Source organism: Agrobacterium sp. LEGMi-208b (assembly GCF_059511785.1).
The window spans coordinates 1284495-1311443 of sequence record NZ_CM183446.1 but is presented as its reverse complement, the minus strand read 5'-3'; the positions used below and the strand labels follow the sequence as shown (position 1 = coordinate 1311443).

Genomic DNA, 26949 nt, shown 5'->3' with positions numbered 1-26949 from the left:
AATCCTCCCCAAATGGTTTCCTGCGTGACCTTAACGAAGGAAGGGAGACCCATGTTCCATAACAACCGATTTCTGAATTCGACGATCCTGTGCGCGCTGCTTGCCGTGCCGCTTTCCGGCGCAGCGCACGCCCAGACCGCCCCGGCTGCCGAAACGAAACGGCCGAATGCGCCGGATCAGAAACCGGCTTTTGAGGGCCAGACCCGCGCGCCGCAGGCCGCTGCCCAGCCGAACGTCGAAAAAACCGTTATCGCCGAGGGTCTGCCCCATCTGTGGTCCATGGAATTCCTGCCCGATGGCCGCATGATCGTCGCCGCCAAGGAAGGTGCCATGCATATCGTCGCCGATGGCAAGGCCAGCCCGGCGATAGAAGGCGTGCCTGAGGTCGCCTCCGATGGGCAGGGCGGCCTTCTCGACATAGCGCTCGCGCCGGATTTCGAGACATCGCGCAAGATATTCTTCTCCTTCTCCGAACCGCGTGATGGCGGCAACGGCACCTCCGTGGCCTCGGCCAAACTGACCGAAGAGGGAGGCACGGCGAAGCTGGAAGACGTCTCGGTGATTTTCCGCCAGATGCCGACCTATGACGGCGACAAACATTTCGGCTCCCGCCTCGTTTTTGGCCCGAACAACGAGCTTTACGTTACCGTCGGCGAACGTTCGGACGCAAAGCCGCGCGTGCAGGCGCAGGACCTGTCGAGCGGCCTCGGCAAGGTTTTCCGCATCGATACCGAAGGCAAGGCCTTTGAAGGCAACCCCTTCGCCAGCCAGCAGAATGCTCTCCCCGAAATCTGGAGCTACGGCCACCGCAACCTGCAAGCAGCAGCGCTCGATGGTCAGGGCAGGCTCTGGACCGTGGAACATGGCCCCAAGGGCGGCGATGAGCTGAACCTGCCGAAAGCGGGCCTGAACTACGGCTGGCCCGTCATCACCTATGGCGTCGAATATAGCGGCCGGTCCGTCGGCGACGGTGTCACCGCCAGGGAAGGCATGGAGCAGCCAGTCTATTATTGGGACCCGGTCATCGGCCCCTCCGGCATGGCCTATTATGACGACGACCAGATTCCCGAATGGAAAGGCGCCTTCATCGTTGGTGGTCTGGTGAGCCAGGGCCTCGTTATCCTGCACATCGATGGTGACAGGGTCGCGACCGAGAGCCGCCTGCCGCTCGAGGCACGCATCCGCGACGTGAAGATCGGGCCGGATGGCGCGGTTTATGCCGTGACGGAAGAGCGGGGCGGCGGTGAATCGCAGATTCTGCGGATCGCCAAGGCTGTTTAAGAAAACCCATGATCGGAATGACAGGCCGCCGGAACGAAGGCGGCCTGTTTTTCGTTTGCCGCAGCGTGAAACCTGCCGGGAAAAACAATGCCACAACCGCCGACCCGCCTTCTTGCCAAAATCGGACTTGCCTATGTCAATGATCAGGAGCCGGGTATTGCCCGCGAAAAGCGCGGGCGCGGTTTCTGTTACCGTCTGCCGGGCGGCGATCTCCTCTCCGACAGCGTCGAACTGAAGCGCATCAAGTCGCTCGGCGTGCCGCCCGCCTATAAAGATGTCTGGATATGCATCGACCCATCGGGCCATCTGCAGGCCACGGGTTTCGATGCGCGCGGGCGCAAACAATATCGTTATCACCCCGACTGGCACGCGCTCCGGGGCGAGACGAAATTCTTCCAGCTCAAGAGCTTCGGCAAGGCGCTGCCCGCCATCCGCCGCCGCGCCATTGCCGATATCGAAAAGCAGGATCACGGGCAGGAGATGACGCTTGCGGCACTCACGCTGCTGCTCGACGCCGCCTATCTGCGCGTCGGCAACCGCTCCTATCTCGAAACCAACGGCACCTATGGCGCAACGACATTGCTCAAGCGGCATGTGTCCTTCGGTGAAACCATCGAGCTGCGGTTTGCCGCCAAGGGCGGGCAGAAGGTGAAACGGCAATTGCGCCACCCGCGCCTCCAGAAAATCCTTGAGGAGATCGCCGATCTGCCCGGCAAGGAACTCTTCGTCTGGCAGGATAGCGAAAACCGGGTCCATTCCGTCGATTCCAGCGACCTCAACGCCTATCTCTCGCGCATCGGCGGGCAAGGCATTTCCGCCAAGACCTTCCGCACCTGGGGCGGGACGCTCGCAGCCTTCTGCAACGCGATGGAACATGTGGCGGCGGGTGAAAAACCGAGCATAAAGGGCATGTGCCAGGCAGCGGCCGCAGAGCTTTCCAACACGCCCGCCATCTGCCGCAAGAGCTATGTGCACCCGGCCGTCCTCGACATAGCGACGGAGGAAAAAGCGCAGAAAAAGCTTGGCCGCATCCTGAAGGTCGGGGCAAAACCCGTCTCCGGCCTCAGGGCGGATGAAAGACGGTTGCTTGCCTTCCTGCCCTAGAGATCAGCGGCTTGCCGCCCATTCCGCCAGTTCCCGCTCGGCCCTTTCCAGCGCGCTGTAATTCAACAGCTTGCGCAGGAAAGCGACGGTAACCGCGCGGGTTCTGAGATTATACCGGCCTTCCGCCTCGTCATCGCCGGCCGCCTGATGCACGTTCAGTTTCTCATAGAGACTTTGCAGCCGGTTCTGCACGCTGCGCAGCGACAGGTTACGGCGGCGCGCAATCGCCTTGTCAGTAAGGCCGAGCGCGACATCGACGAGGATTTCATATTCGGAATCGGTAAAACCATGCGCCTTGCCGAGGCTCTTTTCCTGCAACCCGCGCACTTCCCGGTCGATCACGCATTGCGCCTCGATGAAGATGCTGCGCAGCGCCAGCCGCAGGCGGTCATCGGAGGCCGATTTCAGCACATAACCATAAGCGGCGCCTTCAGGCACGATGCGGGAGACACCGCGCACATAGGCTTCGTCGGAATAGTTGGACCAGAACAGGATGCGGGTATCCGGTCTTTCCTTCCAGATGGTGCGCGCCGCCTCGATGCCGTTGCGCTCATTCATCTGCAAATCCATGACGATGTGGGCGGCCCGGTTTTCCCGCGCGAGCTTCTCGCCGGTTCTGCCGTTTGCCGCCTCCAGCACCTTGTCGCATTCCGGGAGGGCGGCTCTTACCGCCTCGTTCAGATAGGCGCGATGCAGCGCATCGTCCTCGACGATCAGCACGTCCATGTCACAACTCCTCCCGCCGGTCGAAAGCACTTGCCGGCAGGGTCACGGTGATGCGGGTTCCAGCCCCTTTGCCATTGCCGCCAATATCGAATCTGGCCGAAATCAGCCGCGCCCGCGTCTTCATGTTGCCGATGCCGAGGCCGCCGGAGGCCCCGCCTTCACCACCGCCGCTGCCGTCGTCGCTGACCGTCACCCGCAGCCCGCCGTCGATTGCGGTCAATTTCACGGCAATCGCTTCGGGCTGGGCATGGCGAATGGCGTTATTGACGGCCTCCTGCACGATGCGGAACAGCGATATGGCGACCGTCTTGTCGAGCGTCTCCACCAGCCCGTCCGTCTCATCCGTCACCGACCAGTCGATTGCCGAGCCGCTGTCGCGCACGGAACGGTCCACATAGGTCTCGATGGCCTCAACGACGCCGAACAGTTGCAGGATCGAGGGTTTCGCCTCCTCGATGATCTCGCGCAGATCCTGCATGCAATATTGCAGGCTGCGCACCACCGGCTCCAGCATCTCGCCTGACAGGTCGGGGGTGTGGCTCATGCGCTCGATGCGCCGCGCCAGCCGCGTCAGGTCCGCCAGCGTCTGGTCATGCAGATCCATGCCAATGCGCTGCCGTTCGGCCTCCAGCGCCTCGGTCAATTGCAGCGCGCCTAAACGCAGGCCCTCCTCGCGGGCATTGGCGCGCGCTTCCTCGATGGCCGAGCGTTTGGCCTGTTCGGCGGCGCGGATAGCGTAGAAATAAGGCGCCAGCAGATCGGCGACCGCGCGGGCGTTCGTCACATCCTCCATCGTATAGGCGTTCGACTGATGGGAGGAACAACTGAGCGCGCCGATAATGTCACCGTGCACCTTCATCGGCACATGCAGGCGGCTATGCAGATTAAGCTCGATGATCGGGCTCGAAAACGACCCCTCGAAGTGGAAGCGAGGATCAGAGCAGGCGTCACCGCTCAGAAGATATTCGACCGCGCCTGACAGCAGAGAACGGATCGGACTACCCGTCAGAAGGGCGGGCGGCTGCCGGCTCCAGGCGCTGACGAGGCCGCTCTCATAGGCGATGTGATATTTGTCATCCAGCTGCTTGATGCAGACATCCATATGGTCATGCGGAATGATGTGGCTGATCTCGGTGGCGACCGCCTGGATGATGGCGTTAAATTCCAGCTGCCCGGCAAGCAGCCGCGAAATGCCCATATAATGGTGAAAAAGAGCGCTTTTCGGCGTATCCAGCATGTGCGGACGCCCTCCCAAGCGCCAGCCTTCAACCATTGCGGCGAAGATTCAACCCGTTTGGTGCCGCATCATCCATTCTGCGCCCGACGGTGGCGTTTCGTCCTGCGGGTTCCCGCAAGCTTTCTGCGGAAACCCGCAGGAAGATTGCCGCGATCCGCCTGTACAAGCCAAATCTTCTTGGTCATTCTCGCTTCTACTGGGGAAAGGAGCTCCAGTGCAAAGGAATTCCACCTGCCGCCGAGGAGATTTGCGGCACGCCGGAATTCCGGGCTCGAAAAGGGCAAGCCACGAGGGAGGAAATCAAATGGCTTTCAGGAAGATGCTTCTGGCATCGGCCGCTGTCGCATGCGCAGCTCTGCCGATCACCGCTCATGCCGACACGTCGGCCAAAAAAATTGCGCTTTCAAACAATTATGCCGGCAATTCCTGGCGTCAGGCAATGCTGACGAGCTGGGACAAGATCACCAAGCAGGCCGTGGCCGACAAGCAGGTCGCCGCCGCTGACGCCTTCACGACGGCCGAAAACCAGGCGACCGAACAGGCGGCACAGATCCAGAACCTCATTCTTCAGGGTTACGACGCCATCGTCATCAACGCCGCTTCGCCCACCGCGCTTAACGGCGCGGTGAAGGAAGCCTGCGATGCCGGCATCACCGTCGTGTCCTTCGATGGTATTGTCACCGAGCCCTGCGCATGGCGCATCGCTGTCGATTTCAAGGCGATGGGCGAAAGCCAGATCGACTATCTCGCCAAGGCCATGCCGAAGGGCGGCAACCTGCTTGAAATCCGCGGTCTCGCCGGGGTTTCGGTGGATGACGAAATCCACGCCGGCATTGCCGCAGGCGTCGCCAAGAACCCGCAGTTCAAGATAGTCGGTTCCGTCAATGGCGACTGGGCGCAGGATGTCGCGCAACGCGCCGTCGCCGGCATCCTGCCGAGCCTTCCCGAAGTCGCGGCCGTCGTGACGCAGGGCGGCGACGGTTACGGCGCGGCACAGGCTTTCGCCGCCGCCAAGCGCCCGACACCCACCATCGTCATGGGCAACCGTGAAGACGAGCTGCAATGGTGGAAACAGCAGAAGGACGCAAGCGGTTACGAGACCATGTCCGTCTCCATCGCTCCCGGCGTCTCGACGCTCGCTTTCTGGGTGGCGCAGCAAATCCTCGACGGCAAGGATGTGAAGAAGGACCTGACCGTGCCCTTCCTGCGCATCGACCAGGCCAACCTTGAAGAAAATCTGAAGACGACCCAGAAGGGCGGCGTGGCGAATGTGGAATATTCGCAGGAAGACGCCCAGAAGGCCATCGCATCGGCCAAATAGGCCAGATCGGCTTTAAGCCTGACTATTGCGGCGCTCCCGGAACGGGCGCCGCAATAATCACCGATATATCCGATTTTCAGATCACTTTTTCACATCAATGGCGTAATTGCTCATGAATGACATCATCGAGGCGGAAGAGGTCGTCGCGGCACGCGGCGTGAAGGTCGTGTTCGGCGCGGTACGAGCGCTTGACGGGGCCGATCTCGTCATCCGCACGGGGGAATGCCTCGGGCTCGTCGGCCATAACGGCGCGGGAAAATCCACCATCGTCAACGTCATCAATGGCGGGCTGACGCCGCACGAGGGTTCCGTTTCCTATGGCGGCAACGACAGCCGCCACGGCATTGCCGCCGCGCGCGCGAACGGCGTTCGCTGCGTGTTTCAGGAACTGTCGCTCTGCCCGAACCTGACGATCAGCGAAAATCTCCGCATCATGCATGCCGCCACGGGTGGGCGAAACTGGCGTGGCCGTGCGCTGACGACGATCCGGCAGACACTGGACGAGATTTTTCCCGGCCACGGTATCGATTGCGAGTTGACCGTCGCCGAACTTTCCATCGCCGAGCGGCAGATGGTGGAAATCGCCATCAATTTCTGCCGCATACCGGACGCGCCGAGACTGGTGATCCTCGATGAGCCCACCTCTTCGCTGGATGCCGGTCTCGCCGAGCAGCTGATGGATTATGTTCGCCGTTTCGTGCGTGAGGGCGGCTCGGTTCTGCTGATCTCGCATATTCTCGGAGAAATCCTGTCTACCGCCACCCGTATCGTGGTGATGAAGGATGGCCGGGTGGTGGCCGACCGGAAGGCCGCCGACTTCACCACCCGATCGCTGGTGGAAGCCATGGGCAGCGTCGTCAAGGAACAGGACGGGCGACGGGGTCAAAGCCGCAAGGCAGGCGAAAAAGTGCTTTCCATGCCGGCGCGCCGGGGCGAAGGCCTTGCCTTCGAAGCCTTTCGCGGCGAGATCATCGGCCTTGCCGGTCTCGGCGGCCATGGCCAGACCGAAGCGCTGCTCGATCTTTATCTCGCGCAGAACAACAGCTGGCTGCCCGCGCGCAAGATCGATATCGCCTTCGTGGCGGGCGATCGCAGCCTGAACGGCACCTTTCCGCTGTGGAGCATCCTCAAAAACCTGTCCGTCGCCTCGCTCAGGGATATTTCATCCGCAGGCATGGTGGACAGAGCCAAGGAAACCGAGCTTGGGGCGCAATGGAAAAAGCGCATCGAAATCCGCACGCCCGATATGGGCAACAAGATCCTCTCCCTCTCCGGCGGCAACCAGCAGAAGGTGCTTTTCGCCCGCGCGCTCGCCACCACCGCCAGCACCGTTTTGATGGACGACCCGATGCGCGGCGTCGATATCGGCACCAAACAGGAGGTCTATGACATCTTGAGAACCGAAGCCTCCCACGGCCGCACCTTCATCTGGTACTCCACCGAAATGGACGAAATCCGCCTCTGCGACCGGGTCTATGTGTTCCGCGACGGCGCCATCCAGGCGGAACTCGTCGGCGACGATATTACCGAGCAGAATGTGCTGGCCGCTTCCTTTGCCGGAGAAGATCACGCATGAAACTCTCGGCAAACGCGCTCCGCCTCATCATTCCCGCCGCCTCGCTCGCCTTCCTGCTCGCCGCCGTCTTCTACATGCAGCCGCGCGCCATGAGCTATACCGGCATGAACCTGCTGTTCAATCTGGCGGTGCCGATCGCGCTCGCCACCATTGCGCAGATGCTGATCATGTCGGTCAACGATCTCGACCTGTCGATGGGCACCTTCGTCAGTTTCTGCGCCTGTGTGACCGCCACTTTCCTGCAAACCACGCCCATCCTCGGAATTGCGATTTTTGCCGGTGCGATTGCGGTTTATGCATTGCTGGGCGCCATCATCCATATCCGCGCCCTGCCATCCATCGTCGTCACGCTCGGCATGAGCTTCGTCTGGGGCGGCCTCGCCGTCCTCATTCTCCCCTCGCCCGGTGGCCAGGCCCCCGCCTTCATCCGGGCGCTGATGACGGCGAAGCCACCGCTCGTGCCAATCGCCATCGTCGCCAGCATCCTGATCGCGGTCGTCGCGCACTATATCGTCATGCGCTCTTCCTTCGGTGTGCTGATGCGCGGCGTCGGCGGCAATTTCCGCTCGGTCGAGCGCTCCGGCTGGTCGGTGGTCGGCATTCGCGCCGCCACCTTTGCGCTCGCCGGTTTCTTCGCGGTGCTGTCCGGTATCGCCCTTGTCGGGCTGACGACATCGGCCGACGCCAATATCGCCCTGCGTTACACATTGCTGTCGATTGCCGGCGTCATCCTCGGCGGCGGTGAATTCGTCGGCGGAAGGGTATCGCCCATCGGTGCCGTCATCGGCGCGCTGACGCTCACCCTTGCCGGCTCGTTCCTGTCCTTCATGCGTATTTCGCCGGACTGGCAGATCGGAGCACAGGGGGCGATCCTCATCATCGTGCTGGCACTGCGCATCCTGCTCAACCGTCTCGAAAAGCGGGAGAAAAACCAATGAACGGGCTTTCGTCGCTCACCAAAAAACCATGGATGTGGTCTTTTGCCGCAACGGCTGCGGTCTGGATCGTCACCGTGCTCTTCACCGGCGGCGCAAGCTCCTTCGGCCTGTCCCATGCCGCACTCACCTTCGCGGCCTTTTCGGTCATCGTCGGCATCGGCCAGATGTTCGTCATCACGCTCGGGCCCGGTAATATCGACCTCTGCGTTCCCGCCACAATGACACTATCGGGCACTCTGGCCCTGAAATTCATGGATGTGTCGGACAGCCTCATCCTGCCCGGACTGCTGATCGCCATCCTGATCGGCATTGCCATCGGCATCGGCAATTATGCGCTGATCAAGCTCCTGCGCATCCCGCCCATCATCGCGACGCTTTCCATGAGCTTTATCGTGCAGTCCGTCGCCATCTGGTCGAACCGCGGCCTGCGCATCAAGCCGCCGGAAACATTGGCGACATTCGCGATATCGAGCTCTTTCGGCATCCCGAACGTGGCGCTCGTCGCCCTGCTGCTCTCGGTCATCGCCTGGCTGCTGCTCGACCGCTCGTTTTACGGACGCTGGATTTCCGCCATCGGCCAGAGCACCTTTGCCGCCCGCATGACCGGCATTCCCGTGGATGGCGCCCGTTTCGTCACCTATGTGCTCTGTGGGGTGCTGGCGGCCATTGCCGGTTACCTGCTCGCCAGCTTTTCCGGAGGTGCTGCGCTCAACATGGGCTCGGAATATCTGCTGATGTCCATCGCCGTCGTCGTCATCGGCGGCACGGCGGTGGCGGGCGGCGATTCCAACGTCCCCGGCATCTGGGGCGCTTCGCTCTTCATGTTCCTGGTGGTGTCGATGCTGAACACCTATGGTTTCGGCGCCGGCATCCGCCTCATCCTCACCGGCCTCATCATCATATCAGTCATTCTTCTGGCAAGCGGCCCCAAGGCCACGCGCTGACCCCAAACGACAAGCCTCAAGCGGACCACGCTCATGACCATAGACAAGACCTCCCCTTACGAAATCCACGATGACCGCTTCCGCCATCTGATCGTCGGCAATGCCGAACTGGAAGAGCTCTATTCCGGCTGCCGCTGGGCCGAAGGCCCGGTGTGGTTCGCCGATCTCAACTGCCTGCTGTTCAGCGATATTCCCAATCAGCGCATGTTGCGCTGGGTGCCGGATGGCGGGATTTCGGTGTTCCGCCAGCCCTCCAATTTCACCAACGGCAATACCCGCGACCGGCAGGGGCGGCTTGTCTCCTGCGAACATGGCGGCCGCCGCGTCACCCGCACCGAGGTCGACGGCTCGATCACCGTTCTTGCCGACAGCTACGGCGGGAAAAGATTGAACTCACCCAATGACGTGGTGGTGAAATCCGATGGCAGCGTCTGGTTCACCGATCCGACCTACGGCATTCTTTCCGACTATGAGGGATACAAGGCCGAACCGGAGCAGAAGACGCGCAACGTCTATCGGCTCGACCCCGCAACCGGAAAAATCGACATCGCCATCGACGACTTCGTGCAGCCGAACGGGCTTGCCTTCTCACCGGATGAAACGAAGCTCTACGTCGCCGACAGTTCCTATAGCCACGACGTCTCCCGCCCGCGCCATATCCGCGTCTTCGACGTGGTGGATGGCGTGAAGCTCGCCAATGGCCGGGAATTCTGCAATCTCGACAATGGCCTGCCGGATGGCTTTCGCCTGGATACGGCCGGCAACCTCTGGACCAGCGCCGGTGACGGCGTTCACTGCTTTTCCCCCGAAGGCACGCTTCTCGGCAAGATCAGGGTGCCGCAGACGGTCGCGAACCTCACCTTCGGCGGGCCGAAAAAGAACCGGCTGTTCATCACCGCGACGAAATCGCTTTATTCGGTCTATGTCGCCGCAACCGGCGCGCAAACGCCTTGAGGTGCTGAAAAACCGGAGGACCCAGAAACCGGAGGACCCAGGCCGGGAAGGAACTGGCAAGACGGCTTCGCCGCGCTATAAAAGCGGAATGAACGACGATTCCAGCCCCTTCCTGACCGACGACATGGCCGAAGACGGCGACACGCCGGCCGTTGAGCCCACCAGCCGGATGCTTTCCTGGGCGCGCAACTCCGCGCTCTACCGGCTGGAACAGCGCATGATGACGGAAAAGCAGCTGCGCGACGCCATCACCCGCAAGGCGCGGGAAAAATTCGAGGATATCAGCCGGCAACAGGTGAAGGCGCTCGGCGACTTTGCCGTGACCTTCGCTTATGGCATCAAGGCGCTCGATGACACCGCTTATGCGGAAATAACCGTGCGAAGCGGCCAGCGCAGCGGCAAGTCGAAACGCGGGCTCGCGCAGAAACTTCAGGTCAAGGGCATAGCCCGCGAAACGGCAACGGCCGCGTTGCAGGAAACCAACGATCTCGTCGCCGCCGTCATCTTCGCGCGCAAGCGCGCCTTCGGGCCGTTTCGCCGTGTCGAACTGAACGAGAAGCGCAAGGCGAAGGAATTCTCCGCCTTCGCCCGCAACGGCTTCAGCTTCGAGATCGGCGCGAAAGTCATGGCGATGACCTTCGAAGAAGCCGAAGAGATTATCGCCGAAGCGCCGCTCTGACAGCTATTGCGGCAGGGGATGCGTTTTCAGATAGGCGATCAGGTCCGCAATATCGGTTTCGCTCCACAGACCGAAAAAGCGCATCGCATTTCCCGGGATCGCCTTCTTCGGGCTGGCGATGAACTTCTGCAACTCGTCTTCCGTCCAGACCCGGCCAGCCGCGCCGGCATCCTTCAGCGCCTGCGAATAATGGCCATAATCGGCCACGGAAGCCATCGGCCTGCCGACCACGCCCATCAGATGCGGCCCCATGCGGGTGCGCGGCGCATCGACGCTGTGACAGGTGGAACAACGGCTGAAGACCTTTTCGCCATGGGCCGCATCGCCTTCGGCAAGGGCAGAGGCCGCAAGCAGGAGGAAAAAAGCGGTCGCGGCCGCAATTTGTCGAGACACGGAAATCATGGTCCGGATAATACAACGCCCTCTCCGTCTGACAACGAAGAGGGCGTTTTTTGACATGCGACAGAATGCCCGGCCTCAGCCGGGCAATTCGCCGATCAGTTCATGGCCGTCAGCGTCACGGAGGTGCCGGTGGCGGCAAGGTTGAGACCAACCTGGCCCGTCACGCTGACCGTCTGAAGCTGGATGGAGCCGGAGGTGCCGCCAACGAGAACGTTGGTGCCGACGCCGAGACCGACGGTGACTTCAGCCGTTGCGCCCTGATAGAGGCCGCCGAGCGAACCGCGGTGGTAACCGGCGGTCGGGGCGAAAACGGCCCAGACCAGACGGCCCTGCGTGGTGAAACCGAGGTCGACACCCATCTTGCGGATGGCGCCGGTGTAATGGTCGGTACGACGGGCGCCCATGGTGGACTGGAAGGTGCAATCCAGTTCCTTGGCCGAGCCGAGAACGTAACCGACGCCGCCGCCGATATCGCAGGTGAGGTAACCGATCTTGACGCCGTTGCGATCGTCCTGCTCCTGCGGAGCCGGCTCATATCTTGCAAGGTCGGCAGCAAGCGCGGATGCGGTTCCGCCGAGGCCCATCGTCAATGCGGCAAAAGTTACGGCAACAGCCTTTTTCATCTGATTTTCTCCTGTTTTATTCCTACCCGCAGCAGCCCTTCTTGCCCTCTCCGGATATTGAATTCCGCACTGTTAACGTTTGTTCCCAGAAATCGATCCAAAACAACTTAATTGGAGGCGATGAAAGCGGAACGGTTAACAATGTCTGATGGCGGTAGGACGCCATTAAGACATTGTTAGGGCGGGAAATGCGTGCGGAATCGCCGTCAACAGCCAGCGTTGACGGTCGTTGTTTTGCTGCAACAACCTCAGAGCGGCAGGGCGACGGGAAAGCCGGTGGCGGCATGGGTCATGACATCCATGCGAACGCCGTAGATGCGCTGCAGCGTCTCCGGCGTCATGATCTCCTGCGGCGTTCCCCGTGCGATCAGCTGGCCGGAATGAAGCGCGACGATCTCATCGCAGAACCGCGCCGCCATGTTGACGTCGTGCAGCACGACGATGACGCCGAGCCCCTTTTCGCGCGACAGTCTCTGCACCAGCGAAAGCACTTCGATCTGGTGCGCCATGTCGAGTGCGGAGATGGGTTCGTCGAGAAGCAGGCTTTCGGCATTCTGGGCCACCAGCATGGCAAGCCACACGCGCTGACGCTCGCCGCCCGAAAGCGTATCCACAAGCCGGTCGCGGAAGGCGACGGTGTCGGTGAGTTCGATGGCTTCATCCACCTTCTCCTGGTCCGCTTTGGTGAACTGCCCAAGCGCGCCGTGCCAGGGATAACGGCCGAGCGCCACCAGTTCCTTGGCCAGCATGCCGGAGGCGGCCGGGGTATATTGCGGCAGATAAGCGAGCTTTCGCGCAAATTCACGATTGCCCCAGGCCCCGAGCGTCTTACCTTCGAAGGAGACCCTGCCCGCCGTCGGCTCCTGAATCCGTGCGAGAATCTTGAGCAGCGTGGATTTTCCCGAACCATTATGGCCGATCAGGCCGATGGTTTTGCCGGCCGCGAAACTGGCCGTCAGCGGCTGCAGCAATGTCCTGCCCGGCACTTCCATCGTAACGCCGGCGAGAGAAAAAAGCGGAATATCGTCGTAATCGACGGCAAGTGCTGCCTGACCCATTGTTCTCATCTCCGTACATCGTTCAAAAAATTCATCACCGCCTGCCTGAGAGCCAGATCAGATAGGGCGCGCCGGCAAGCGCCGCAAAAAGCCCAAGCGGCAGTTCATAGGGAAAGGTGACTGTCCGTGCGCCGAGATCGGAAAGCGCCATCAGCACCGCGCCGAACAGGAAGGAGGCGAAGAGATGGTCGCGCGGCGTGGTGAACCCGGCGCGAAGCGCAATATGCGGCGCCATCAAGCCGACGAAACTCAAGGGCCCGACCAAAAGCGACGCGGCCCCGGTGGCAACGCCCGCCACCACGATGACGGCGATGCGCGCCGCGCTGAGCGGCAGGCCGAGGGAGAGCGGCACATCCCGCCCGAGCGGCAGGATCGTCAGCCAGCGCGTGATCGATAGCGCGCCCGCCAGCAGCACGATGGAAAGAATGGCGAGAAAGATCGCCGAAGCCGGCGTCGCCGTCGAACCCGAGCCGCTGAGCCAGGCGAGGATCTGCCATGCCCGCTGGTCGCCGATGGCAAGCAGCGCCGAGAGAACGGCCGAGCAGAGCGAACTGATGGCAATGCCCGCGAGCAGGATTTTTTCCGGCGCGAGGTGCCGGCGCATGGAAAAGAACAGGACGAGGATCATGACGGCCGCAGAACCGATGCCGGCGCCGCAAAACAGTTCGAAAAGACCGGCGGCCGGAAAAATCGTGATGGCGGCGGCAAAACCGAGGCCTGCACCGCCGCTGACGCCGATCACCTCCGGGCTTGCCATGGGATTGCCGGTAAGCCGCTGGAGAAGCGCGCCCGCCATGGCCAGAAGACCGCCCGCGGCCACGGCCGCCACCAGCCGCGGCCAGCGGAACGGCAGCAGGCTCTGCAGATCGCCAGCCTTCAGCACCGTCCAGCCATCCGGCCCCTTGCCGATGGCGAGTGCCGCAAAAACCAGCCCCGCCATGATGGCCAGTATCGGCAGCAGGGCCGTAAGCCGGCGTCTTGTCGCGAGCTCGACGCCTTCACCGCGCTGCACATCGGTCGGCCGGATTTTCGGCAGCAGCCACAGAAGCAGCGGCCCGCCGATCAGGGCCGTTACCGCGCCGGTTGGAAACACTTCGGCCGTCGTGCTTGCCAGAAGCTGCACGAGACCGTCGCAGAACCACAGGAGCAGGCCGCCCAGAAGCGGCGAAACCAAGAGCACCGACGACGAACGCCTGACGCCGAGCGCCCGGGTGAGCGCCGGCGCTGCAAGGCCGATGAAGCTGACGAGACCGACCGCCGAAGCAACGAAGGCGGCCAGCATGACCGCGACGGCGGCGACCGCCAGCCTGATCGAAAACAGCGAGACGCCGAGCGATCGCGCACCGGCATCGCCGAGACCAAGCACCGTCAGCGGCCTTATCAGCAGACCGGTCAGGACGAGCCCGGCAACAAGCTGGAAAGCGAGGAACAAGGCATTCGACCAGTCCTGCTGGCTGAGCGAACCGCCGTTCCAGACGACCAGCGACATCAGATATTCGCCCTGCGCCAGCGTCAGCGCGGCGGAAACGGACGCGGCGGTGATGCCGACCAGCAGCCCTGACACCACCATGGTCACGGGCTCGAAGGAGCGTCGCCAGCCGAGAAGGAACACGATGCCGGCCGCACCGGCCGCGCCGGCGAGCGCCACCAGAGCGCGGTTGCCATCCAGCACCGACGGAAAGAACAGGGTGGCGATGACGATGGACAGTTGAGCGCCGGCCGAGATGCCGAGCGTCGAAGGATCGGCAATCGGGTTGCGCAGCAATTGCTGGAAAAGCGCACCCGAAAGGCCGAGCATCGCCCCCGCCAGAATGGCGACCGCCACGCGCGGCATCAGGCTGAAGGCGAAAATCACCTGATCCATCGACATGGCAGCGGCATTGAACGGCAGGCCGGGCCATGCACCGAAAGGCAGCCGCAGCAGCCCGGCATGCAGGGAAAGCCCGCAGGCCAAAACGAACAGCAGCCCGAAGAAAAGCTGAAGAGGCCGCGCCGTCACAGGGCTTCTCCTTGCGCCGAGAGCGCTTCGGTCAGAAGCCGCGCAAAACGCATGCCGGCGATGATGCCACCATAGGGGCCGATATTGCCGAGCGTGACCACCCGGTTTTCCCGCACGGCAGGCAGCGCGCGCCAGATGGCGCTGCTGCGCAAGGTTTCCCGCGCCTCGACCGGAATATCGGAGACGATGACGATGCGCGCATCGGGCGAAGCGGCGAGGTTTTCAAGCGGCACCGGGGCCGCGAAGGTGAATTGCGAACGATCCACCCAGGCATTGGCAAGCCCCAGCCGGCCAAGAACATCCCCGAACATGCTGTCCGCACCGAAAGCGCGAAAATGCCGGGCGTCGCCGATATTGATCACATAGGTCGGCCGCGCCGAAAAACCGGCAAGGCGGGTCCGCATGGCTTGCAGCGCCGCTTCCGTTTCGTCCAGAACCCTGCGCGCTTCGTCTGCCCTGCCGAGCTTGTCGCCAAGGGCTGAGACCGCCGCCAGCGCCTTTGCGAAAGGCGGCTCGCCCTTCACGTAAAAGGGCAGCGAGAAGACCGGGGCGATCGCTTCCAGCCTGCCGGTATAACGGGTATAGAAGGGCGAAATCAGAATGAGATCGGGCCGGGTCAGCTGCAGAAGCTCGAAATTCGGCGCACCGCGCAGGCCGAGATCGGCGACGGTTGCAGGGATTTCCGGTTCGACCGCGTCCAACCGGAACTGGATGAGCTCGGTCGCCGCCACCGGCATGATGCCGAGCGCCACCGAGGTTTCGAGCATCGCCCAGTCGATGGCGGCAATGCGTGGCGTGACCGCCGCGCGCGCCTTGCCAGCAAGAGCCGAAGCAGCGAGCAGGCCTAAAAATTCCCGCCGCCCCCAAAGGGGGGACATCCATCGATCCTTGCGCGTCATGCCCCTGCTGCTTCACTTTGATATGGCGTCACCAACGATAGGTCAGCTTGCCCATAACCGTTCTTCCGTCACCGTAATAGCATCCGAAAGTGGAGCAACTAGAAATATATTCTTTATCAGTCAAGTTTTGCACCAGAAGCGAGGCGCGGTAGCCGTTCTTTTCGTAATGCACACCGAGATCGAGCAAAGCGAGGCCCTTCATCTCGAAGGTATTGGCGGCATCGCCATAACGTTTTCCGACATAACGGACCCCGCCGCCGATACCGAAACCCTCAAGTGCGGTATCTTCCGGGAAAGTATAATCCAGCCATAGGCTTGCGGCGTGCCGGGGCGTGCTATCCAGCTCCTTGCCGTCATTCACACGGCCGGAGACCTCGCTGTCCATGTAGGTGTAGGCCGCGCGCAGGTCGAGCCCGTCGGCAAGGCTTGCAACGCCTTCAAGCTCGAGGCCTTTCACATGCGCCTCGTCCATCTGCTGCGTCACGCCGCCCACCGTCGTCGTGACGTTTTTCTGTTTCAGATCGTAGATCGCGGCGGAGAAGAAACCGTCGAAACCTTCGGGCTGGTATTTGACGCCCGCTTCCCATTGTTCGCCGGTGGTCGGTTTCGGCGCATCGCCGACAGCGGGCTGCGGCACCGGCTCGAAGGAGGTCGCGTAGCTGACATAGGGCGCAATACCGCCATCGAACAGATAGCTGACGCCGACGCGACCGGTCAGCTTGTGATCGTCCTTGTCGAGCGAGCGGTAGGTGGTGCCGTTGAAGGTCGTGCCGCTGGTGCTTGCCCAGTCCTGCCGCAGGCCGGCGGTGACGCGCCAGTTCTCGAAGGCCATCTCGTCCTGCGCATAAAGACCGATCTGGGAAATATCCGTCTTCACATCGGCATAAAGCGTGCGCGACGTGAGGCTGATCGGCCCGCCATAGACCGGGTTGACGGGATTGAGCGGCGTCGCGGCCCAGAATTCGGTTTTGACGTTATTGTCGAAATAACGGTAGTCCAGCCCGACAAGCAGGGTGTGATCGATTGGCCCCGTGGAGAAATCCGCCTGCAGGCTGTTGTCGATGTTGAAGGTGTTCAGCAGTTCGTCCTGGAACGTCGCATTGCGGCGGATGAGATTGCCGATCATGCCGCCGCTGGTCGAAGACATGCCGAGCGCGCGGTAGGACCAGTCGAAATTGGAATAACGCGCATTCTGCCGGAAGGTGAAGGTCTCGTCGAAACGGTGCTCGAATTCATAGCCGATATTGGTGAATTTGCGGTTCGACGTATCGAAGGACGGATCGCCGACATAAAAGCTGCGGTCCAGCATATTGCCGGGTCTGAGATAGGTCAGCGCCGGCGGCAGGCCGGAGGGCGAACTGGGGTTATCGCGCTGATAGGAGGCAAGAACCGTCAGCTTCGTATCTTCATCGGGCTGCCAGGTGAGCGCCGGGGCGATGAAATAACGGTCGTTCTGCAGATTGTCCGTCTGGGCATGGGCGTTGCGCGCAAGACCGGTCAGGCGATAGGCGAAACTGTCGCTATCCGCCACCGGGCCGCCAATATCGAACATCGACTGGTAATAATCGAAGCTGCCGATCTGCGCACCGACTTCGCCGAACCGCTCGAAAGTCGGCCGCTTGCTGATGAGATTGATGAGGCCGCCTGGATTGCCCTGCCCGAAAAGAACGGAAGCAGGCCCGCGAATGACTTCCACGCGCTCCAGTCCGTAAACCTCATAGGAGGGCGCGCCGGCCGTGCGCATCAGCCGCAGACCATTCAGGAACTGCAGCTGGTTTCCCTGGAACCCGCGAATGCGCGGCGCATCGAAACGCGGATCGGCGCCGAACGGCTGCGCGACCACGCCCGGAACATAATTCAGCGCCTCGCTGAGATTGCGAACATTCTGCGCATCCATCTGATCCTTGGTGATGACGGAGACCGATTGCGGCGTCTCGATCAGGGATCGCCCCGTCTTGGTGGCGCTGGCGCTGGTTTTCGCCACATAGCCCTTCACCGGCGCCTTGGGATCCTGATTTTTGGCGCCGTCGACGGTGATGGTCTGCAGCACCGTCGTGCCGGCCTCCTGCGCAAGGGCGGAAACCGGGGCCAAAAACGCCACATAGGCGATGACGGCGCAACCGCCCGCCAGAACGGAAATGTGTTTGGTTTTTCCCTGCACGCCAAGACCCTTCATCACCCGCCTCTATGAAGCGGTTATTTTTCTGGAGAATTTAAGTCATCTTATTACGCAAGGTACGGATTGTGATCCAATAAGTGCAGCCGGTTTTTTTCATAATTATTGATTATGAAAATTCGCATCGATAATAGCTTGGAATTATTCAAATCTACCGGGAAGGGGTCGAGACGATGGGCAGGAAACCGGCAGGCCGGGCGGACACATTCGAGTTGCGGCACCTGCGCTATTTCACCACGCTGGTGGATGAGCGCAATTTCGAGCGCGCCGCCGCCCGCCTCGGCATTGCCCAGCCGGGTTTGAGCCAGCAGATCATGGCGCTAGAGGATATTGTCGGCATGCCGCTGCTCGACCGGACACGCCGGTCGGTGAAGCTGACGACGCCCGGCCAGCTGCTCTATGAGGATGCCCGGAAAATTCTCGCCAATGCCGAAGCAACGCTTGCGGCGCTCAAACGTGTGGACCGCGGCGAGACGGGCCGCATCTCCATCGGTTATGTCGCCTCGGCGGCCTATTCCGGCCTGATGATCCGCTCCATCGCCAGTTTCCGCGCCTCCCATCCCGATGTGGAACTGCAATTGATCGAGATGGAGATGCGGCTGCAACTGGCCAAGATTGCCGATGGCAATCTGGATTTCGCCTTCATTCGCCCGCCGGCCCCCATTCCGGAAGGGGTTACGACCCATGTGGTTCTGCGCGAACCGCTGATGGCCGCCCTGCCGGAGAACCATCCCCTGGCCTATGCGCTTCAGCTTGATCTCAGGAACCTTGCTGGCGAGACTTTCATTACCCCGCGGCAGCCGCCGGATGTCGGCTTTCATTACAATACGATAGAGGCCTGCAATGAAGCCGGGTTCCAGCCGGCGATCAGCCCGGAAGGCCGGGATTACACCACCATTGCCAGCATGGTGGCGATCGGCCTCGGCGTCGCGCTGGTGCCGCGCTCGCTCGATTGCCTGAGGGTGCCCGGTGTGCGCTACGTGCCGCTTGCGGCAAGCGCCACGACCTCGGACCTCGCCATCGCCCACCGGAAAACGGAAGCCTCGCCCGCCGTCAGGGCCTTTATTCTCCACGCCCGCAATTGAAGCGGCGGCACCCGCCCCTTCCGCTGAATCTCCCCCGCCCACCTGCCGGAGCCGTGGACGACAAATCCGTCAGTATCCGCTGGGGCGGCATCGACGGCAACGGCCCGGTGCGAGGCAACCGCATGAGATTGCAAAAGAATGGCGCTCTCCCCGGCAAGCCGAAAGCAAGGCCGAAATCCCGTCCGGATATTTCCTGTCCCCCGATTTTCCCCATGGCCCCGGCGCAGCGCATAATCGCGGCAGATTTCGATTTACGGGAGACAGCAATGGCTGAGACTTACGAACACCACGCCGCCGGCCTCGAATCCCCGGCATCCCACGCTTTTGAGGTCGTTCCGCATGATACGAACCCGCTTCCTTCCCCAACACGCGCCGTTTATGTGGGCAATGCCGGTCACCTCTGCCTGACCCTGCTTTCCGGGGCGACGGTGACCTTCCAGAACCTGCCCGCAGGTAGCCTGCTGCCGGTCAGGGCCACGCGCATATTTTCAACACGCACCACCGCCACAGGCATCGTGGGCCTCAATTAAAGGGCTGTATCGTTGTCCGATAAACGATGTGAAACGCCACCACCACCAACGGCCACCACGGAGTGTGACACTTTCATGACAAGCTTTCAGGTTGATGTCAGCAAAATGACGCATCCGCCATTGACCGGCCCATGCGGCAGTCTGGACGGCGGCGTTTTCGCCCCTTCTTCGTTGCCGCCGGCCTATCGGAAATCTGGTGGATCTGACAGTGGCTCTTTTTACCGCGAAATCGACGGGAACAATAACATATCGTCCGGAAATCGGCAGCGTGCCGCTCAGCCTGCTGACGGCGGCCTATCTGCTGTTTTTCACGAACCGGACATTCTGGTCGAAGGTGCACACCTATCTTTCCGCCTATCCGGTTGCCATCGTCGCGCTTTATGCCGCTATGGCCGCCCTTTTCGGCGCGCTCATCATCATTTTTTCCGCCAAATATCTCATCAAGCCGTTTTTGATCTTCCTGGTCTTCGCGGCGGCGGCCGGCTCCTGGTTCATGGATCGCTACGGCATCGTCATCGACAGCGACATGATCCGCAACGCCATGGAAACGACGCAGGCGGAGGCCGGCAATCTGATAACGCCCGGCTTTCTCTGGCATATGGCGATTTACGGGCTGGTGCCGTCCCTCCTCATCGTCACCGTGCGTGTGCGGCACCGGCCGATCCTCGACAAGCTGTTGTGGAACACGATCAGCATCCTGATCTGTCTTTCCATTGCCGGCATCATCAGCTTCGCCAATTCCAAGACCTTCACCACCGCCGTGCGCCAGCACAAGGATATCGTCAAAAGCGTCAATCCCTTGTCGCCGATCATGTCGGCCATTCATTATTTCACGCTGGCTGGCAAGGAAGTCGATATACAGGTAAGCCCGGTCGGCAGGGATGCGAAGGTTCTGCCCGCATTGGGCGGGGTCCACAAGCCCCGCATCACCGTCATCGTGGCGGGCGAGACCGCGCGGGCCGCAAATTTTTCCCTGAATGGCTACGGGCGTGATACCAATCCCGAACTCGCAAAACGCGGCGTGGTCTATTTTCCGAACACGACGAGCTGCGGCACAGCGACGGCGATTTCCATTCCCTGCATGTTCTCGAAGTTTCCGCGCTCGCAATATAGCCACAACAAGGCGCTCGCCAATGAAAACGTCATGGATGTTCTCGTCCATGCAGGGGTGGGCGCGACATGGCTGGACAACAATACCGGCAGCAAGAACGTCGCCGACCGCATCGCCTATTTCGATCTGCCCTCCACCAATGACAGCCGCTTCTGCACCGGCGGGGAATGCCGCGACGATATCTTCTTCGACAAGCTCGACGCCTGGCTCAATAACGTCACCAAGGACAGTGTCATCGTGCTGCACCAGATGGGCAGCCATGGGCCGACCTATTATCTGCGCTACACCGACGAATTCCGCAAATTCACCCCGGATTGCCGCACGGCCGAGCTTGGCAACTGCTCCGACGCGGAGATCGTCAACTCCTACGACAACACGCTGCTTTATACCGACCACTTCCTCTCCACCGTGATCGACAAGCTGAAGGCGCGTTCCGACAGGCTGGCGACGGGCATGATCTATGCGTCGGACCACGGCGAATCGCTTGGCGAGAACGGTGTCTACCTGCATGGCGCGCCCTATCTGCTGGCGCCCGATCAGCAGACCCACGTGCCGTTTCTCGTCTGGTTCGACGACGACTTCGCCAAATCCATGGGTCTCGATAAAGCCTGCCTGGCAAAAACCGCGGCGGAGGGCGGGCGCTCGCACGACAATTATTTCCACAGCATCCTCGGCATGATGAACGTCTCCACATCGGTCTACGATCCCTCGCTCGATGTGTTCGGCGGCTGCACCCAGCGTCAGAACAGCTGAAACACTGTGCTTGACGCTTATCCGGAGAAAGAGATACGCAGGACGAAGCGATAGAGGGAGCTGTCTTGCGGGTTCTGCTTGTTGAAGACGATCATGTGCTGGGCGAAGCGCTGCGGGACCATGTCGCGGCGGCGGGTCATGCTGTCGACTGGTTCAAGACACTGGGCGACGCCATGGCGGCGACGTTGACCATGGCCTATGGCCTGATCCTGCTCGACATGCGCCTGCCGGATGGCGAGGGCATCACCCTGCTACAAGGCCTGCGCCAGCGCGATGACGCAACGCCCGTGATCATTCTGACGGCCCATGACCAGGTCTCCGACCGGATTGCCGGGCTGAATGCCGGGGCCGACGACTATCTGGTCAAGCCCTTCGATCTCAACGAGCTTTCAGCGCGCATGCTGGCGGTCTCGCGCCGTTACGAAGGGCGTTCTGCTCCCGTCATCCGTCTGCCCGGCATCGAGATCAACCAGGTGGCGCGCAATATCACGGTCGATGGAACGGCACAGACGCTGAGCGCCCGGGAATGGGCCGTGCTGGAAAAACTCGTCGAACATCCCGGCGCGGTCATCTCGAAAGCGCAATTGCACGACACGCTTTACGAATTCGGCGCGGAAATAGAAAGCAACACGGTCGAGGTCTATATCAGCCGGCTGCGCAAGAAAATCGGCCATGACCGCGTCGAGACCGTGCGCGGCGTGGGTTACACCATCAGGTAATCAGAATTACAAGCAGGCAGAAATGGCCAGACCGACCAGCATGACCCGCAAGCTCGTGACGGCGCTGACGAGCGTTGTCGCCATATCCTGGCTTCTCGCCTGCGGGCTGGGCGTCATGGTGATGCAGGACGAATTCGCCGAGATTTTCGATGCCGGCGTTGAGGAAACCGCCGAAAGACTGCTGCCGCTGCTGGTGGACGATCTCAGGGAAAACAACACCGCGCCTGCCGCGCAAAAGCTCAACCAGACGTCGGAACGGGCGGAATATCTGACCTATCAGGTTCGCGACCGGGAAGGACAGGTGGTGCTGCATTCGCATGACAGTTCGACGGAGCCCTTTGAGGTCTCGCTCGAACCCGGTTTTTCCGAAACCGCGACCCAGCGCATCTTTACGGTCGCGACGCCGGACGGCAATTATTTCCTGCAGGTCGCCGATGCCTTCGCCAATCGCCGCGAGGCGATCGTAGAGGCTGGCACCGCGCTGCTGCTTCCCGTTCTCATCCTCATTCCCGCCAGCATTTTCGCCGTCATTGTCGTGGTGCGCAGGACGCTGCGACCGATACAGACCCTGCGCGACGACATCGGCAAAAAGGACGGCGGCAATCTCGCGCCGCTGCCAACGCAGCCCTTTCCGGGCGAACTCCATCCCATCGCCCGTTCGGTCAATCTGCTGCTCGGACGTTTGCGCTCGGCAATCGAGGCGGAGCGGGAATTCACCGCCAACAGCGCCCATGAATTGCGCACGCCGATTGCCGGCGCGCTGGCGCAGGCGCAGCGGCTGCATGCCGACATTCCGCCGGAACTTGCGCCGCGTGTGGAAAACATCGAAAAATCCCTGCAGCATCTCGCCCATCTCGCCGAAAAACTGCTGCAGATGTCGCGCGCGGAAGCAAGAATCGGGGTCACCGACACGGCAAACGATCTCATTCCCGTTCTCGAGCTTGTCATCGACGACATGATGAGAACGGCCATCGGTTCATCCCGCATCCGCTTCACCAATCGCTGTGAGGGCAGTCTGTCCTGCAGGATCGGCGCGGATGCCTTCGGCATCATCATCCGTAACCTGCTCGAAAACGCGCTGATCCACAGCCCGGCGGAAAGCCCGGTGCAGGTCGTTGCCGAAGCGGACGGTACGATCCGCGTCGTCAATTCCGGTCCGGCGATCGACGCGGCGCTACTGCCCAAGCTGACGACACGTTTTACCAGGGGCCAGACCACGGCCGATGGTACCGGGCTTGGCCTTGCCATCGTCAAGAGCCTGGTGGAGCAGGCCGGCGGAGAGCTGGTGCTTTCCTCTCCGGCACCGGGCCGGCAGGATGGTTTTGAGGCCCGCGTGGTGCTTCCCGCCGAAGCTGCCTGAATGCCAAAAGAAAAAGCCCCGCCGGAAGGACGGGGCTTTCGCTGACCTGGATGGCGGTCGCTCAATCCTCGTGGATATGGCTGTGATCGCGCGTATCGCGCATCTTTACATAGACCACCAGCGACAGGGCGATCATGATCGTCACATACCAGAAGAACCAGTTTTCGTGGCCGATCTGCTTGAACTTCAGGGCCACGAATTCCGCCGTTCCGCCGAATATGGTGTTCGCCAGCGCATAGGGCAGAGCCACGCCAAGCGCGCGGATATGGGCGGGGAACATTTCCGCCTTCACCACCGCATTGATGGAGGTATAGCCGGTGACGATCAGCAGGCCAACCAAAACGAGGGCGAAAGCCATGATCGGATCGGTCGTCGTCGAAAGCGTGCTGAAGATCGCATAGGTGAACAGCGTGCCGAGAATGCCGAAGCCCACCATCAGCGGCTTGCGGCCGATCTTGTCGGACAGCGCGCCGGCAATCGGCTGGCACAACATGAAGACGAAGAGCGCCGCCGTGGTGATTTCGGTGGCGCTTTCCTTGCTGAAACCTGACGTGTTGACGAGGAATTTCTGCAGATAGGTCGTATAGGCATAAAAGGCGAGCGTGCCGCCTGATGTGAGCGCCATCACCATCAGCGCTTCCCTTGGATAGTGCTTGAACAGCGCCCATCCGCTGGACTTCGGTTTGTCGGCCTCACCGGCTTTGGCATTTTCGAAGGACTGCGTCTCGACAAGGCCGCGACGGATATAAAACACCGCAATCGCCAGGAGGCCGCCAATGAAGAAGGGAATGCGCCAGCCCCAGGAGCCAAGCTGTTCCGGCGTCAGAACCCGCTGCAGCACCAGAAGCACCGCCAGCGCCAGAAGCTGACCGGAAATAAGCGTCACATACTGGAAACTGGAGAAGAAACCGCGGCGGTTCTTGCCGGCCATTTCGCTGAGATAGGTCGCGCTGGCACCATATTCGCCGCCGACGCTGATGCCCTGCAGAAGCCTTGCAAAAACCAGAATGGCCGGCGCGGCGATGCCGATCGCCTCATGGCCGGGCGTAATCGCGATTAGCAGCGAACCGAGACACATCAGCGTGACGGACAAGGTGAGACCAGCCTTGCGGCCCTTGCGGTCGGCATAGGTGCCCATGAACCAGGCCCCGATGGGCCGCATCAGAAATCCGACGGCGAAAACGGCGGCCGCACTCAGGAGTTCGGCGGTCTGGTTTCCGGAAGGGAAAAACACCGGCGCGAAATAAAGGGTGAAGGCCGAATAGACGTACCAGTCGTACCATTCGACGAGGTTGCCGGCCGATCCGCCGATAATGGATTTCAAACGGGTTTTCTGGTCCGGCGCGGTGGCGGGACCATTTGCCATAATATTCACGGGTAAACTCCAATTCATCTTCGTCTGGAGATGGAAGGGCGAACGGAAGGTGTGATAATTTGTCGCTCTCGGTGGGGGTATATACCCGTCATATTGCGGTGCGCAAGTTTATACCGCATCGCGATATTGCCGAAAAACCAGCCATGGTGGCTGAAGCCCTGCTGATTCCCGGCCTTCCACCACCTTTTTTTCAGCAGATTTTCGGGTGGAAACCTCAAAAGTAAAACCGCCCGACTGTGATCCGCCTTGTAAGCCGCCCACGCTCAAACTAAAAAATATCAATGATTTACGATATATCGGACGTCCAGATCGAAAAGCTCCTCATTGCCGCCGCCCGTGCCGGCGAGGCGCTGGCGCGGCTGGACGAGCGGATCGACCGGTCACCGATGAAACACGGCTTCATCGAAAGACAGGATTTCACCGATGCGATTTCCTCCATGTGGGTGGATGGCGAACTCGTCCACATGGAAGATCTGGTGCTGCATGACGCGCATATGGATGTGCGCGCGCCGACCCATGAAATGACGGCGGCGCACCGGATTCTCCGCTCGAGACGGCTGATCTTTTCCAATGCCCCCGGCTGGGCCTTTACCGCGCCGGGCCTTTCGAGGCTACGCGGCAGGGCAGCACTTGCCGAAGACCCGGCGCCTCCCCGGCAGACACTCGATCACGCCCGCGATGGAGAAACCGACGAGGAGGGGGAAACATCGCTGGATGGCGCTTTTTCCGAACTGGACGCGCTTCTGGCGCGAAGCGCCGCAACGCTCGATGCGATCACCACCGGCACGGCGCTTCCGACGATGCACAGGGAGGAAAGCCATGCGATCATCAACGAACCCGACTGGGACGAGGATGAGCGGCTGAAAGAATGGTGGGACGTGCATGCGCGAACGGAGGAGCTGCCGGCGATTCTTCGCACCGCCATCCTGCTCGACGCCTGGAACATGATCGAGGTGCTGCAACGCAGCCCCTGGCTCGGCCGGCTTCTCGCCTCCGCCTTTCTGCGCGACGGCGCCGTCACGCCTGATCATCTGCCGGCCCTCAGCGCCGGCCTCCGTGCGGTCCCAAGGGAGCGCCGGCACGCCCGCAACCAGACGCAGCGCCTTGCCGCCCTTCTCGACAGCTTTTACGAAGCGGCACAGGCCGGCATGAAGGAACATGACCGGCTGACCCATGCGCGGGAACGCATGATGCGCAAACTGGCAGGCCGGCGCTCCTCCTCGCGCCTGCCGGAACTGGTGGAGCTTGTCGTCGCCCGGCCGGTGGTTTCGGCAGCGATGATCGTCAAGGAACTCGGCACCACGCCGCAGGGCGCGATCGGGCTCGCCAACCAGCTGGAATTGCGGGAAGTGACGGGTCGTGGCCGGTTTCGTGCCTGGGGCATGCTGTAGCAAAAAACCACCGGCCCCCGCGAGAGCCGGAAAACGGCGATTCTTCGGCTTTTTTCCGGGCACGGCGTGCCGCGGCAATTCAGCGATCACGAATCTTAACAAAATTTAACTATTGCGTAGGTCGATGAAGCCGCTATGTTCCTCGCTGCGTTGCAACACTGATTTTCTTCTCCGGCAACGCGGTCGCATTCGGTCCCGGCAACTTTTCTTTGCCGCCCGCATTTAAGTGTCCATTCTGAGGGAGATGCAATAATGACAATTTCAATCTCACAACCCGATTCCGATCACGAAACCGATGCTCCTTTTGCCAAAAAGGTCCTCACCGCGCGCAATCTCGCCGGATATACGGTCGAACAGCTTGCCGTGACCTGCGGCCTGACCACCAGCGAGATACGCGCGCTCGAAGACGGCACGGACAGCGATCCGCTGCGCATCAGACGCGTTGCCGCAGCACTCCATATTCCTGTCGAAACCGTTATCTGATCCTTTTTTAGCGATCATCGAAAATCTCAGCGCCGCCGGGGACGATGTTCCCGCGAACATCCGGGCGGCGCGCGTGGCCTGATGCCGCCAATCCCTTCCGGAACATTTTCCGCGCCCCTCTCTTAACATTTTCGTTATCCGGCACCACATGGGGTTCACGAGCGACCATGTTCGGCCGAGTGCGACATGCGCCCCGCTTGTGCGAGAGCAGCAACAACCTCCGGA

The 26949-nt window shown here is 61.4% G+C and carries 24 protein-coding genes; 15 read left to right on the top strand and 9 right to left on the bottom strand.

Going from position 1 to position 26949, the window contains the following annotated elements; all coding sequences use genetic code 11:
- Positions 1-51: 51 nt before the first annotated feature.
- Positions 52-1281: a PQQ-dependent sugar dehydrogenase gene (locus AC5YUO_RS20590; RefSeq protein WP_496154982.1), complete on the top strand. Its 1230-nt coding sequence runs from the start codon at positions 52-54 to the stop codon at positions 1279-1281.
- An 87-nt stretch (positions 1282-1368) separates the two neighbouring features.
- The gene (locus AC5YUO_RS20585; RefSeq protein WP_496154981.1) at positions 1369-2385 is read left to right on the top strand and encodes a DNA topoisomerase IB; all 1017 of its coding nucleotides are present in this window, start codon (positions 1369-1371) and stop codon (positions 2383-2385) included.
- A gap of 3 nt (positions 2386-2388) precedes the next feature.
- Here the strand turns inward: AC5YUO_RS20585 and AC5YUO_RS20580 are convergent, their stop codons facing one another.
- Positions 2389-3111 carry a response regulator transcription factor gene (locus tag AC5YUO_RS20580; RefSeq protein ID WP_149743370.1) on the bottom strand — a complete coding sequence of 241 codons (723 nt, stop codon included), beginning with the start codon at positions 3109-3111 and terminating at the stop codon, positions 2389-2391.
- A 1-nt stretch (position 3112) separates the two neighbouring features.
- Positions 3113-4348 (bottom strand): GAF domain-containing sensor histidine kinase, encoded by a 1236-nt coding sequence (locus AC5YUO_RS20575; RefSeq protein ID WP_496154980.1) that lies wholly within the window; start codon positions 4346-4348, stop codon positions 3113-3115.
- A gap of 304 nt (positions 4349-4652) precedes the next feature.
- Here AC5YUO_RS20575 and AC5YUO_RS20570 point away from each other — a divergent pair, with 304 nt between their 5' ends.
- From AC5YUO_RS20570 to recX, 6 genes are all read left to right on the top strand, one after another.
- Complete coding sequence (locus tag AC5YUO_RS20570) at positions 4653-5669, top strand: ABC transporter substrate-binding protein (RefSeq protein ID WP_003522114.1); 1017 nt, start codon at positions 4653-4655, stop codon at positions 5667-5669.
- A 112-nt stretch (positions 5670-5781) separates the two neighbouring features.
- Entirely contained in the window at positions 5782-7245 is a 1464-nt protein-coding gene (locus AC5YUO_RS20565; RefSeq protein WP_496154979.1) for an ATP-binding cassette domain-containing protein, read from the top strand.
- Complete coding sequence (locus AC5YUO_RS20560; RefSeq protein ID WP_035263606.1) at positions 7242-8183, top strand: ABC transporter permease; 942 nt, start codon at positions 7242-7244, stop codon at positions 8181-8183. The genes AC5YUO_RS20565 and AC5YUO_RS20560 overlap by 4 nt, the downstream gene beginning before the upstream one ends.
- Entirely contained in the window at positions 8180-9127 is a 948-nt protein-coding gene (locus AC5YUO_RS20555) for an ABC transporter permease (protein ID WP_496154978.1), read from the top strand. Before AC5YUO_RS20560 ends, AC5YUO_RS20555 begins: the two co-directional genes overlap by 4 nt.
- Before the next feature lie 33 nt (positions 9128-9160).
- On the top strand, positions 9161-10081 hold the full coding sequence (locus AC5YUO_RS20550; RefSeq protein WP_496154977.1) for an SMP-30/gluconolactonase/LRE family protein: 921 nt from the start codon (positions 9161-9163) through the stop codon (positions 10079-10081).
- Between the two features lie 88 nt (positions 10082-10169).
- The gene (gene recX, locus AC5YUO_RS20545; RefSeq protein ID WP_496154976.1) at positions 10170-10760 is read left to right on the top strand and encodes a recombination regulator RecX; all 591 of its coding nucleotides are present in this window, start codon (positions 10170-10172) and stop codon (positions 10758-10760) included.
- Between the two features lie 3 nt (positions 10761-10763).
- On the opposite strand, the gene AC5YUO_RS20540 is transcribed toward recX, so the two are convergent.
- The 6 genes from AC5YUO_RS20540 to AC5YUO_RS20515 all read right to left on the bottom strand — a co-directional run bounded on the left by AC5YUO_RS20540 (position 10764) and on the right by AC5YUO_RS20515 (position 17917).
- Complete coding sequence (locus AC5YUO_RS20540) at positions 10764-11162, bottom strand: c-type cytochrome (protein WP_400819410.1); 399 nt, start codon at positions 11160-11162, stop codon at positions 10764-10766.
- A 95-nt stretch (positions 11163-11257) separates the two neighbouring features.
- A complete protein-coding gene (locus tag AC5YUO_RS20535; protein ID WP_003522107.1) occupies positions 11258-11785 on the bottom strand; it encodes a DUF992 domain-containing protein in 528 nt (175 codons plus the stop codon).
- A 248-nt stretch (positions 11786-12033) separates the two neighbouring features.
- On the bottom strand, positions 12034-12843 hold the full coding sequence (locus AC5YUO_RS20530) for an ATP-binding cassette domain-containing protein (RefSeq protein ID WP_496154975.1): 810 nt from the start codon (positions 12841-12843) through the stop codon (positions 12034-12036).
- A 34-nt stretch (positions 12844-12877) separates the two neighbouring features.
- On the bottom strand, positions 12878-14842 hold the full coding sequence (gene fhuB / locus AC5YUO_RS20525) for a Fe(3+)-hydroxamate ABC transporter permease FhuB (protein ID WP_496154974.1): 1965 nt from the start codon (positions 14840-14842) through the stop codon (positions 12878-12880).
- Complete coding sequence (locus tag AC5YUO_RS20520; RefSeq protein WP_496154973.1) at positions 14839-15741, bottom strand: iron-siderophore ABC transporter substrate-binding protein; 903 nt, start codon at positions 15739-15741, stop codon at positions 14839-14841. Before AC5YUO_RS20520 ends, fhuB begins: the two co-directional genes overlap by 4 nt.
- Before the next feature lie 28 nt (positions 15742-15769).
- The gene (locus tag AC5YUO_RS20515) at positions 15770-17917 is read right to left on the bottom strand and encodes a TonB-dependent siderophore receptor (RefSeq protein WP_496154972.1); all 2148 of its coding nucleotides are present in this window, start codon (positions 17915-17917) and stop codon (positions 15770-15772) included.
- A 173-nt stretch (positions 17918-18090) separates the two neighbouring features.
- Between AC5YUO_RS20515 and AC5YUO_RS20510 the strand changes: the two genes are divergently transcribed.
- The 5 genes from AC5YUO_RS20510 (at position 18091) to AC5YUO_RS20490 (ending at position 23475) form a co-directional block, all read left to right on the top strand.
- Positions 18091-19002, top strand: a complete 912-nt coding sequence (locus AC5YUO_RS20510) for a LysR family transcriptional regulator (RefSeq protein WP_496154971.1) — start codon at positions 18091-18093, stop codon at positions 19000-19002.
- Between the two features lie 266 nt (positions 19003-19268).
- Complete coding sequence (locus AC5YUO_RS20505; protein WP_496154970.1) at positions 19269-19532, top strand: spike base protein, RCAP_Rcc01079 family; 264 nt, start codon at positions 19269-19271, stop codon at positions 19530-19532.
- 196 nt (positions 19533-19728) lie between these two features.
- A complete protein-coding gene (locus AC5YUO_RS20500) occupies positions 19729-21396 on the top strand; it encodes a phosphoethanolamine transferase (RefSeq protein WP_496154969.1) in 1668 nt (555 codons plus the stop codon).
- A gap of 65 nt (positions 21397-21461) precedes the next feature.
- A complete protein-coding gene (locus tag AC5YUO_RS20495) occupies positions 21462-22115 on the top strand; it encodes a response regulator transcription factor (RefSeq protein ID WP_496154967.1) in 654 nt (217 codons plus the stop codon).
- 22 nt (positions 22116-22137) lie between these two features.
- On the top strand, positions 22138-23475 hold the full coding sequence (locus tag AC5YUO_RS20490) for a sensor histidine kinase (RefSeq protein WP_496154966.1): 1338 nt from the start codon (positions 22138-22140) through the stop codon (positions 23473-23475).
- Between the two features lie 61 nt (positions 23476-23536).
- On the opposite strand, the gene AC5YUO_RS20485 is transcribed toward AC5YUO_RS20490, so the two are convergent.
- Complete coding sequence (locus AC5YUO_RS20485; protein ID WP_496156532.1) at positions 23537-24841, bottom strand: MFS transporter; 1305 nt, start codon at positions 24839-24841, stop codon at positions 23537-23539.
- Positions 24842-25131: 290 nt separating this feature from the next.
- Here AC5YUO_RS20485 and AC5YUO_RS20480 point away from each other — a divergent pair, with 290 nt between their 5' ends.
- The gene (locus AC5YUO_RS20480) at positions 25132-26241 is read left to right on the top strand and encodes an RHE_PE00001 family protein (RefSeq protein WP_496154965.1); all 1110 of its coding nucleotides are present in this window, start codon (positions 25132-25134) and stop codon (positions 26239-26241) included.
- Positions 26242-26493: 252 nt separating this feature from the next.
- Entirely contained in the window at positions 26494-26724 is a 231-nt protein-coding gene (locus tag AC5YUO_RS20475; RefSeq protein ID WP_003522093.1) for a helix-turn-helix domain-containing protein, read from the top strand.
- Positions 26725-26949 lie beyond the last annotated feature (225 nt).